The organism is Halomonas sp. G15 (assembly GCF_021282295.1).
Taxonomy (GTDB): Bacteria; Pseudomonadota; Gammaproteobacteria; order Pseudomonadales; family Halomonadaceae; genus Halomonas; species Halomonas alimentaria.
In genome coordinates, this window is the sequence record NZ_JAJSPA010000065.1 from 1 (window position 1) to 9,179 (window position 9,179).

The following is a 9,179-nucleotide window of genomic DNA, read 5'->3' on the forward strand; positions in this document are numbered from 1 at the left end:
GTGGGTGGCGGCGTAGTCATCGATGGGGGGGGGCTCGTCGCGCTCGAGGCGCGCCTGGAGGTCGTCCCACACCGCCATGAACACCCGGTGCCACTCCCGCGGGTCGATCTCGGCGGGCAGCGGCGGGAAGCCGTCGACGTCCAGCGAGTTGCCCAGGTCGAGCTTATGGGCGAACTCGTGGATCAGCACGTTGAAACCCGAGAAGTCGCCGCTCTCCATCAGATCGGGGAAGGCCACCACCACCGGCCCCTGGTGGGAGGTCTCGCCGGCGCGCTCGTCGTCGTACTCGTGCATCACGCCGAATTCGTCCATCTCCTCCACCCGGCGCTGGAAGGCGTCCGGCAGCACCAGTACCTCGTGGACGTTGGCGAAGGCCTCATGATGCTCCTCCTCGGGCCAGCCCAGGGTCAGCAGGCAGGCCTGGGCGGCCAGGGCAAGCCTGGCGGGGAGGTCGAAGGGGGTGGCCTCGGCGAGCTCGGGGTGCAGGGTGACGCGCTTGGCGTGCAGGAAGCGCCAGGCACGTTGGCCCAGGCGTGCGGCCTCCTCCTCGGCCAGGGCGGTGAGCAGCGGCACGCGTCCGCGTGCCTCGGCCCAGGCGTCTTCGGGGAAGGGGTGGCGCGCCGCGAAGCGCGCCTCTCGCCAACGTTTCAGGCGCCCCAGCATCGGCTCAGCTCTCGTCGAGGTCGGCCCCGGACTTCCACGACCAGTCGCGCCAGCGCAGGTCGAAGAGGTCCTTGCGGCGATCCTTGAGGTTGGTCACCGAGCCTTCGTTGCGCACCATGGTCAGCCGCGTCAGGTCGAGGTCCGAGAACATGATCATCTCGGTGTTGGGGGTGGTCTCGGAGAGCACGGCGTCGTGGGGGAAGGCGAAGTCCGAGGGCGAGAAGACCGACGACTGGGCGTACTGGATCTCCATGTTCTCGATGGAGGGCACGTTGCCCACGCTGCCGCACAGCACCACGTAGCACTCGTTCTCGATGGCCCGGGCCTGGGCGCAGTGACGCACCCGCAGGTAGCCGTTCTTGGTATCGGTCCAGAAGGGCACGAAGAGGATGTCCATCTCCTGCTCGGCCAGCAGCCGCGGCAGCTCCGGGAACTCCACGTCGTAGCAGATCAGGATGCCGATGCGCCCGGCGTCGGTGTCGAACACCTGGAGGTCGTCGCCGCCCTCGATCACCCAGTCGCGGCGCTCCTGGGGGGTGATATGCAGCTTGGCCTGGCGCTCCAGGGTGCCGTCGCGGTGGCACAGGTAGGCGACGTTGTAGAGGCGGTCGTCCTCGCCCACCTCGATCATGGAGCCGGCGATGATGTTGATGTTGCAGGAGACCGCCATGCGCGAGAGCTCGGTCTTGAACTGCTCGGTGAAGCTGGCCAGGAAGCGGATGGCTGCCATCTGGTCCTGCTGGGCGGCGCGGTTCTGTAGCCCCATCAGCGGCGCATTGAACAGCTCCGGGAAGACCGCGAAGTCGCTCTTGTAGTCCGAGAGGGCGTCGACGAAGTACTCCACCTGCTGCAGCACCGCCTCCACCGAATCGAACTCACGCATCTGCCACTGCACGGCACCCACCCTTACCTGGGTCTTGCGGGTATCGAGCACCAGCTCGGCGGGCTCGTAGAGGAAGTTGTTCCATTCCAGCAGGGTGGCGTAGCCCTGGGAGCGTTCGTCCTCGGGGAGGTAGTCGCGCAGCAGGCGCTTGACCTGGAAGTCGTTGGCCAGCTGGAAGGAGAGGATGGGGTCGTGGATCTCCTTGCGCGCCACCCGGTCGATGTACTGGGTGGGGGAGAGCTCCTCGGCGTGCTGGTGGTACTGGGGGATGCGCCCGCCGGCGAGGATCGCGCGCAGGTTCAGCGAGCGACACAGCTCCTTGCGCGCGTCGTAGAGGCGCCGCCCCAGGCGGTAGCCGCGGTAGTCGGGGTGGATCAGCACGTCCAGCCCGTACATGGCATCACCCTCGGGGTCGTCGAGGATCACCTCGCGCTTGCCGATCAGATCGTCGTACTTGTGCGGGTTGGTGAACTCGTCGTAGTCGACCCGCACGGTCAGGGCGATGCCCACCAGGCGGCCGTCATCCTCGATGACCACCTGGCCGTCGGGGAAGGACTCGATCAGCTTCTCGATGGTGTGCCGCGACCAGGCGCCGCCGATGTCGTGGTAGACGGCGTCCATCAGCGACTCGAGCTGGGGGTAGTCATCCAGCGTCAGGTTGCGAAGCGTGAGGTGCAGGTCGTCGAGGGACATGGTGCATCCTTCAGATCAGGTGGGGCAGAGGGCAGAGTCTAGCATGAGCGATCGGTGCCGCCCTGTGCCGCGATGGGCGGGCGGCGCAGTGGCCGGGTCAGGGTCTGGGCCATGATTACGCCGGCGAGTATCAGCGCCCCGCCCAGGAAGTGGAACAGGGCGATGCGCTCGCCCAGGGTGAGCATGGCGATGATGGCGCTGAACAGCGGCATCAGGTTGATGAAGATGCTCGCCTGGCTGGCGCCGATGCGGCGGATCGCCAGCATCCACAGAAAGGTGGTGACGATGGAGGCGGGAATGCCGGCGTAGAGGATCAGGCCGACGTTGCTCGAATCGACCGGGGTCATGGGACCCAGCAGGTAGGGTGGCAGCAGGAAAAGCACGGCGAAGATCACCTGGCCGAAGAGCAGCACCCAGGGCGGCAGGTCGATGGGCCAGCGCTTGAGCATTACCCCGTAGAGGGCGTAGCAGGTGGCGGCCACCAGCATCAGGGCGTCGCCCTTTGCCACCGTCAACTCCAGCAGCGAGAGCGGGTTGCCGCGCCCCAGCAGGATGGCCACGCCGACCAGTGCCAGGACACCGCCGGCCACACCGCCGAGACTCGGCGGCTCGCGCAGGATCAGGGCGCTGAGCAGCACGGTAAGCAGCGGCACCATGGCGGCCAGGATACCCATATTGGTGGCGCTGGTGGTCTCGGCGGCCATATAGGCAAGCCCCTGCCATAGTCCCATGCCGAGCAGTCCCAGCACGGCGAGCTTCGGCCACTCGCGGCGGATCGTCGCGCGGTGCTGCCAGGCCGCCGGCGCCACCAGGGGGGTAAGCACGACGAGGGCCAGCACCCAGCGCAGGAAGGCGATGCTGCTGGGCGCGATGGCACCGACGGTCAGCTGGTTGATGGTCATGTTGCCGGACCAGATCAGCACGGCGCCGAGTGGGGGCAGGAAATAGAGCAGTGGCATGCGGACCTCCGTACATGAAGCGGCCCCGCGTATCGGGGCCGTGGTTCCCGGTGTCTCAAGGGCGGAGGGTCACCCCTGTTCTCTCGGGACGTCAGGGCAGCTGACTGTCCTTGCTGTCGCGGCGATTGTAGCCCGTGTGATCCGCGGAACGTCACGCTCGGCCGGTGTGTTTATCTGGTTTCCTTCTCGACATGAATGCACGCCACCTTGACATGGGCGTTCACCGCCTCGAGCGGTGGATCCCCCAGGCTGCACTCCGAGGTGGCCTTGAAGCAGCGTGGGGCGAAGGGGCAGCCGGGAGGCGGGGCCAGCGGCGACGGCGGCTCGCCCTGGAGGCGCACCCGGTCCTTGCGTCGGTTGGGATCGGCGACGGGGGTGGCGGAGAATAGTGCCTGGGTATAGGGGTGGCGCGGCCGGGTGAAGACCTCCGAGGCGGGGCCGGTCTCCACCGGCTGCCCGAAGTACATCACGATGACATCGTCGGCGATGCGCTTGACCACCGAGAGATCGTGGGAGATGAACACGTAGGCGAGGTCGAACTCATCCTGCAGGTCGGCCAGCAGGTTGAGGATCTGGGCCTGAATCGACAGGTCCAGCGCCGAGACCGGCTCGTCGAGCACCAGCACCTTGGGATTGAGCATCAGCGACCGGGCGATGGCGATGCGCTGGCGCTGCCCGCCAGAGAACATGTGCGGGTAGCGGTCGGCATGCTCGGGGCGCAGGCCGACCCGGTCGATCATCTCCAGGGCCGCCTGACGGCGCTGAGTGGCACTCATCTCGCGGCGATTTAGCCTGAGCGGTTCCTCGAGCATGGTCGCCACGGTCTTGCGTGGGTTCAGCGAGCCGTAGGGGTTCTGGAAGATGATCTGCACGTCGCGACGCAGGTCGGCGGGCGGCGGCTCGCCCTCCTTCAGTTCGACCCGGTGGCCATTGATGGTCAGCTCGCCACTGGTTGGCGGCTCGATCATCGTCAGCACCCGCGCCAGCGTCGACTTGCCACAGCCCGACTCGCCGACCACGGCCAGGGTCTGGCCGGGATAGAGGTCGAAGCTGGCCTCGTTGAGCGCCTTGACCACCGCAGGAGCCGTAAAGGGGCCCGATTTGATCCGATAGTGACGGGTCAGGTTGACGGCATGTATGACGGCCTCGCCGGTCATGTCGGTCTCCTCACGATAGGTCTCCTAGAGAGGATAGTGGCATAGCGTCCGGGCCGGGTCGTCGGCCGCCGCCCTGGGCTCCACCCTGCGACAGTGCTCGGTGGCGTAGCGACAGCGCGGGTTGAACAGGCAGCCGGTGGGGCGGTTGTGCTGGCCCGGCACCATCCCGGGAATCGTCGGCAGACGCTGCTGATCGCCGGCGCGCTCGGGGAGTGCCGAGAGCAGCGCCTCGGTATAGGGGTGGCGAGGGTGCGCGAACAGCGCCTTGACGTCCTGGCGCTCTACCTGGCGTCCGGCGTACTGGACGATCACTCGCTGGGCCGTTTCGGCGACCACCCCCATATCGTGAGTGATCAGGATCAACGCCATGTCATTGTCTCGCTGGAGCTCCAGCAGCAGCTCGAGGATCTGTGCCTGGATGGTGACATCCAGCGCGGTGGTGGGCTCGTCGGCGATCAACAGGCGGGGATTGCAGGAAATGGCCATGGCAATCATCACCCGCTGGCTCATGCCGCCGGAAAGCTGGTGCGGATAGGCACCGATGCGTTTCTCGGGGTCGGGAATACCGACCTGGGCGAGCAACTCCAGCGTGCGCTCCCTGCGTTGCTTGCGCGAGCCGCCACGATGCTGCTTGAGCATTTCATCGATCTGGGTGCCGACGGTGAAGCAGGGATTGAGGCTGCTCATCGGCTCCTGGAAGATCATCGAGATCTCGCCGCCGATGATCTTGCGTCGTTGGCGCGAGCTGAGCCGGCGCAGGTCCTGGCCGTCGAAGGCCATCCTGGTGGCGCTGACCTCGGCGGTCCAGGGCAGCAGGCCCATGGTCGCCAGCATCGACACCGACTTGCCCGAGCCGGACTCGCCGACGATCGCCAGTACGTCGCCCTTGTCGACGGACAGGCTGGCGTCCTCGACGGCGGGGAACAGGCCGGTGGAGGTGCTAAAGCGCACGTCCAGCCCTTCGATTTCCAGTAATGCCATAGGATGTTCCGTCCGTGATGTGCCCGCGACGGGCGCCCCTTACGAGCGTTTCAGCTTGGGGTCCAGCGCGTCGCGCAGGCCGTCGCCCATCAGATTGATCATCAGCACCGTCAGCAGGATCACCAGGCCCGGGAAGGTGACCGCCCAGTAGGCGCTGCCCATGAACTCGCGAGCGTTGGCCAGCATTGCCCCCCACTCGGGTGTCGGGGGCTGCACGCCCATGCCTAGGAAGCCCAGCGCGGCGATATCCAGGATGGCGGTGGAGAACGACAGCGTCGCCTGCACGATCAGTGGCGCCATGCAGTTGGGCAGCAGGGTGTTGAACATCAGCCGCCCATGGCCGGCACCGGCCAGGCGGCTGGCGATCACGTACTCCCGGTCCTTCTCGCCGATCACCGCCGCGCGGGTCAGGCGCACGAAATACGGCAGCTGTACGAGAGCGATGGCGATCATCGCACTGGTCAGGCCGGGGCTCAGCACGGCGACCAGCCCCAGCGCCAGCAGCAGACTGGGGAAGGCCAGCACCACGTCCATCAACCGCGTGATCACGGTTTCGAGCCAGCCGCGAAAATAGCCCGCCAGGAGGCCGAGGAAGATGCCCACCGCCATCGACAGCACCACCACCATGGCGCTGATCGACAGCGAATAGCGAGCCCCGTGGATAAGCCGAGAGAGCACGTCACGGCCCACAGCATCGGTGCCCAGGACATAGCGCCAGCTGCCCTCGGCATGCCAGACAGGCGGCACCAGGAAGGCATCGCGATTCTGCAGGGCAGGATCGTGAGGGGCGACCCAGGGCGCGAACAGGGCGACAACGAGAATGAAGACGATAAACAGCAGGCCTACCAGGGCACCGCGGCTCGCGCTGAACGAGCCCCAGAATTCGGCCAGCTGGTAGCGCAGGGTACCGGGGGCGGCCGAAGGGGAAAGGGTGGTCATGGTCGGCTCCCTAGTGACGAATACGGGGGTTGATGACGCCGTAGGCGACATCGACCAGCAGGTTGACGAGCATCACGATGAAGGCGATCAGTACCAGGCCACCCTGGACGGCGGGGTAATCGCGACGCGAGATGGCATCGATCATCCACTTGCCGATCCCCGGCCAGGAGAAGATGGTCTCGGTGAGGATCGCGCCGGCCAGCAGCACCCCGACCTGCAGGCCGATCACCGTGACCACGGTGATCAGGGCGTTGCGCAGGGTATGCACCATGATCACGCGGAAGTTGGAGAGGCCCTTGGCGCGGGCGGTGCGCACATAGTCCTCGCCCAGCACCTCTAGCATCGAGGAGCGTGTCTGGCGGGCGATCACCGCCATGGGAATGGTCCCCAGCACGATGCCGGGCAGGATCAGGTAGTGCAGTGCCGAGCGGAAGGCCTCCCAGTTGCCGGCGAGCAGGGTGTCGATGGTCAGCAGTCCGGTGACTGGCTCGATAAAATGAAGGTAGGATATTCGCCCTGAGACCGGAGTCCAGCCAAGGGTGCTGGAAAACAGCATGATCAGCAGCAGGCCCCACCAGAAGATCGGCATGGAGTAGCCGGTGAGGCTGACGCCCATCACGCTATGATCGATGAAGGTGCCGCGCCGCGTGGCGGCCAGGACGCCGGCGGGCAGGCCGACGATGACGGCGAGCAGCAGGGCAAACAGTGACAGCTCCACGGTTGCCGGGAAGCGGCTCATGAATTCGTCCATCACCGGCGCGTGGGTGACCAGTGAGGTGCCGAGATCGCCCTGCAGCAGATTGCCGATGAAGTCGAGATACTGGGCAATCAGGGAGCGGTCGAAGCCGAGTTGGGCCTCGAGCTCGGCGTAACGCTCCGCCGAGATGCCGCGCTCGCCCGCCATCAGCAGGATGGGATCGCCGGGCAGCAGGCGAATGAACGAGAACGCGACGATCGTGACGCCGATAAAGGTCGGAATCAGCTGCGCGATCTTGATGAGAATGAATTTTAGCATCGTGTTGCGTCAGCCATGTCGAACGGCGATGGGGCGACCATGATGGCCGCCCCGAGCAGTGGAGAGCCTTGTTACTTGAGGTCGACGCCTTCGAAGCTGTGTCCGCCGAGGGGATCGATGGTGTAACCGGTGACCTCCTTGCGCAGCGGCATGAACACCACCGAGTGAGCCAGGGTATTCCAGGGCGCCTGCTCCTTGAAGATAGCCTGGGCCTGCTCATAGCGCTCGACACGTTCGGCCTGATCACTCAGCGTCTTGGCTTCCATAACCAGCTCGTCGAACGGCTCGTGGCACCACTGGGCGCGGTTGGCACCGCCGACCCCATCGCAGCCGAGCAGCACGGCGAGGAAATTGTCGGGGTCGCCGTTGTCGCCAGTCCAGCCGAGGATAACCGCGCCCTCGCGATCGACGCTCGAGGCACGCTTCAGGTATTCGCCCCACTCGTAGGTGACGATCTCGGCATCGACACCGATCTGTGACAGGTCCGCCTGCATCAGCTCGGCGGTGCGCCTCGCGTTGGGCATGTAGGGGCGCTGAACCGGCATTGCCCAGATGTTCATCTCCAGGTCCTCGACGCCGGCGTCCTCAAGCATCTGCTCGGCCTTTTGCGGATCGTACGGATCGTCCTCGATGGCCTCGTTGTAGCCCCACATGGTCGGCGGGATGGGGTTCTTGGCGACCTCGCCGGCGCCCTGGAAGACCGCCTCGATGATCGCCTCCTTGTTGATGGCCATGTTCAGAGCCTTGCGGACCTGCGGGTCATCGAAGGGTTCCTGCCGAGTGTTGTAGGCGAGATAGGCGACGTTCAGCCCGGGCTCCTCGAGCACCTGGAGGCTGTCGTCCTGCTTCATCTCGTCGATGTCGGATGGGTTGGGGTAGGGCATGACATGGCACTCCCCCGCCTGCAGCTTCTGGTAGCGCACCTGGGCATCCGGGGTGATGGCGAAGACCAGATTGTCCAGTGGCTGCTGGTTGCGGAAGTAATCCGGGTTGGCGGCATAGCGGATGACCGCGTCTTCCTGATAGCCCACCAGCTGGAAGGGGCCCGTGCCGATGGGCTGGCGGTTGGCTCGCTCGGGAGTCCCCGCCTCGAGCAGCTGGTCGCCGTACTCCTTGGAGTGGATGGAGGCGAAGTCCATCGCCAGGTTAGCCAGGAAGGGGGCCTCGGGGCGCGTCAGCACGAACCTCACCGTGTGGTCGTCGACCTTGACGATCTCGTCGATCAGCTCGCCCATCGACATGGCGTTGAAGTATTCGTAGTTGCCGCTGTTGTGCTGGTAGAAGGCATTGTCCTCCTCCATCTGACGCCTGAAGGAGTAGAGGACGTCGTCGGCATTGAGCGGGCGGCTGGGAGTGAAGTAGTCGGTGGTGTGGAACTCGATGTCGTCGCGCAGATGGAAGGTCACCTCCATGCCGTCGTCGGACACCTCCCAGCTCTCGGCGATGGCCGGGCGAAGCTCGGTAGTGCCGGTCTTGAACTCGATCAGGCGGTTGTAGATCGTCTTGCTCGCCGCATCGAAGGTGGTGCCGGTGGTATAGAGCGAGGGGTCGAAGCCTTCCGGGGAACCTTCCGAACAGAACACCAGGGTCTTGGCCATGACCGGGGTCGCTCCGAGCATCATGGTCGCGACGCTGGCTGCCAGCAGTGTTTTTTTCATTGTTGCTCTCCTGCGGATGGGTGTGTTCGCCGTGACGCCACAAGACGTCACGGCGTTATCATCCCAGTATGCTGGGCCAGCGAGCGTTTAATCAATTGCCTCTTTAGGGAACCACTGATCAATTCGGTTTCGAGCGACTGAGGAACTCAGAGTGACTCAATCACCGCGTCGGCGATCAATTTCCGACCACCTCATGTGGTCTGTTTTCCCTGGCAGCCAGGTTATCTGGCT

8 protein-coding genes are annotated in these 9,179 nt (G+C 65.4%); all 8 read right to left on the reverse strand.

All coding sequences use genetic code 11. The annotated features are described in order from the left end of the window. Window positions 1-663 (reverse strand): zinc-dependent peptidase (locus tag LWH48_RS17595; protein ID WP_232913595.1); only part of this gene is annotated, 663 nt, incomplete at its 3' end. A gap of 4 nt (window positions 664-667) precedes the next feature. Beyond that, a complete protein-coding gene (locus tag LWH48_RS17600) occupies window positions 668-2,239 on the reverse strand; it encodes a bifunctional GNAT family N-acetyltransferase/carbon-nitrogen hydrolase family protein (protein WP_232913596.1) in 1,572 nt (523 codons plus the stop codon). Between the two features lie 38 nt (window positions 2,240-2,277). Then, complete coding sequence (locus LWH48_RS17605; protein WP_232913597.1) at window positions 2,278-3,198, reverse strand: DMT family transporter; 921 nt, start codon at window positions 3,196-3,198, stop codon at window positions 2,278-2,280. A gap of 170 nt (window positions 3,199-3,368) precedes the next feature. After that, window positions 3,369-4,355, reverse strand: a complete 987-nt coding sequence (locus LWH48_RS17610) for a dipeptide ABC transporter ATP-binding protein (protein WP_232913598.1) — start codon at window positions 4,353-4,355, stop codon at window positions 3,369-3,371. Between the two features lie 24 nt (window positions 4,356-4,379). Continuing rightward, window positions 4,380-5,336, reverse strand: coding sequence for an ABC transporter ATP-binding protein (locus LWH48_RS17615; protein WP_232913599.1), 957 nt, complete (start codon window positions 5,334-5,336; stop codon window positions 4,380-4,382). Window positions 5,337-5,375: 39 nt separating this feature from the next. Further along, window positions 5,376-6,275 carry an ABC transporter permease subunit gene (locus tag LWH48_RS17620; RefSeq protein ID WP_232913600.1) on the reverse strand — a complete coding sequence of 300 codons (900 nt, stop codon included), beginning with the start codon at window positions 6,273-6,275 and terminating at the stop codon, window positions 5,376-5,378. Window positions 6,276-6,285: 10 nt separating this feature from the next. Continuing rightward, window positions 6,286-7,290: an ABC transporter permease subunit gene (locus LWH48_RS17625; protein ID WP_232913601.1), complete on the reverse strand. Its 1,005-nt coding sequence runs from the start codon at window positions 7,288-7,290 to the stop codon at window positions 6,286-6,288. A gap of 71 nt (window positions 7,291-7,361) precedes the next feature. Then, window positions 7,362-8,948, reverse strand: coding sequence for an ABC transporter substrate-binding protein (locus LWH48_RS17630; RefSeq protein ID WP_232913602.1), 1,587 nt, complete (start codon window positions 8,946-8,948; stop codon window positions 7,362-7,364). Window positions 8,949-9,179: the final 231 nt, after the last annotated feature.